Source organism: Stenotrophomonas sp. 2YAF22, from assembly GCF_052114665.1.
GTDB lineage: Bacteria > Pseudomonadota > Gammaproteobacteria > Xanthomonadales > Xanthomonadaceae > Stenotrophomonas > Stenotrophomonas indicatrix.
The window spans coordinates 1-1,483 of the sequence record NZ_JBFRFE010000831.1 but is presented as its reverse complement, the minus strand read 5'-3'; the positions used below and the strand labels follow the sequence as shown (position 1 = coordinate 1,483).

At 65.7% G+C, this 1,483-nt stretch carries 2 protein-coding genes and 1 pseudogene; all 3 read right to left on the bottom strand.

Annotation, left to right across the window (positions count from 1 at the left end; translation table 11 throughout):
- Positions 1 to 14 precede the first annotated feature (14 nt).
- A pseudogene (locus AB4Y84_RS21550) lies at positions 15 to 107 on the bottom strand (EF-hand domain-containing protein); the annotation flags it as partial.
- Positions 104 to 1,378, bottom strand: coding sequence for a UDP-N-acetylglucosamine 1-carboxyvinyltransferase (murA, locus tag AB4Y84_RS21545; RefSeq protein ID WP_251471993.1), 1,275 nt, complete (start codon positions 1,376 to 1,378; stop codon positions 104 to 106). The pseudogene AB4Y84_RS21550 and the gene murA, both read right to left, overlap by 4 nt.
- 21 nt (positions 1,379 to 1,399) lie before the next feature.
- A partial coding sequence (locus AB4Y84_RS21540) for a BolA/IbaG family iron-sulfur metabolism protein (protein ID WP_442250915.1) occupies positions 1,400 to 1,483 on the bottom strand: 84 nt, incomplete at its 5' end.

The window sequence follows — 1,483 nt, the reverse complement described above, 5'->3', positions numbered from 1 at the left end:
GGCTATGCCTGGTACGCCAACATGGCATAGCCCAGCCACGCCAGCACGATCAGCACCAGCACCAGAAGCGCCTTGCGGCGACGGCTGAACCTGCCGCGCAGGATCATGCGGCCACGCGCCGGATGGTGGCGCCGAGCGAAGACAGCTTTTCTTCGATGTTTTCGTAGCCGCGATCAAGGTGGTAGATGCGATCGATGGTGGTATCGCCATCGGCCATCAAGCCGGCCAGGATCAGCGACGCGGACGCGCGCAGGTCGGTTGCCATCACCGGTGCACCGCTCAGGCGCTCGTGACCACGCACGATGGCCGTGTGGCCTTCCACCTGCACATCCGCGCCAAGGCGCAGCAGCTCGTTGACGTGCATGAAACGGTTCTCGAAGATCGTTTCATTAATCACGCCCACGCCGTCGGCCACGCAGTTGAGCGCCATGAACTGCGCCTGCATGTCGGTCGGGAACGCCGGATACGGCGCGGTGGTCAGGTTGACTGCCTTCGGCCGCTTGCCGTGCATGTCCAGGGTGATGCTGTCTTCGGTGGTCTCGATGGTCGCGCCGGCTTCCACCAGCTTGGCCAGCACCGCGTCCATGGTGTTCGGGCGCGCGCGGTTGACGGTGACCTTGCCACCGGTCATCGCTGCGGCCACCAGGAAGGTGCCGGTTTCGATGCGGTCGGGCAGCACTTCATGGCGGCCACCGGACAGGCGTTCGACGCCTTCGATGACCAGGCGGGCGGTGCCCAGGCCTTCGATCTTCGCGCCGAGAGCGATCAGGCAGTGCGCCAGGTCGGTGACTTCCGGTTCCATCGCCGCGTTGTCGAGGATGGTGGTGCCTTCGGCCAGCACTGCGGCCATCAGCACGTTCTCGGTACCGGTCACGCTGACCATGTCGAAGGTGAAGTGGCCACCCTTCAGGCGCTTGGCGGTGGCCTTGATGAAGCCGTTCTCGACCACGATGTCGGCACCGAGTGCCTGCAGGCCCTTGATGTGCTGGTCGACCGGGCGCGAACCGATCGCGCAGCCGCCGGGCAGCGATACTTCGGCGGCGCCGAAGCGGGCCAGCAGCGGGCCCAGCACCAGGATCGAGGCACGCATGGTCCTGACCAGCTCATACGGAGCCACATGCTGGTTGACCGAACGCGGGTCGACCACGATCGCGCTGCCGCGCGACAGCGTGCCCTGGTCGATGGTCACTTTCGCGCCCAGTTCGCCCAGCAGCTTCACCGTGGTGACCACATCGTGCAGATGCGGCACGTTGGTGATCTCCACCGGCGCGTCGGCCAGCAGGGTTGCGCACAGGATGGGGAGGACGGCGTTCTTGGCGCCGGAGATGCTTACTTCACCGTGCAGCGCAGCGCCGCCGGTCACAACGATCTTGGCCATGTATTGGGGATCTTCTGCGGTTCAGCCGGCTTCGGCCGGGGTCACGGTTTTCAGTGCGAGCGCGTGGATCGCGCCGCCCATCAGGTCACCCAGAGTGGCATACAC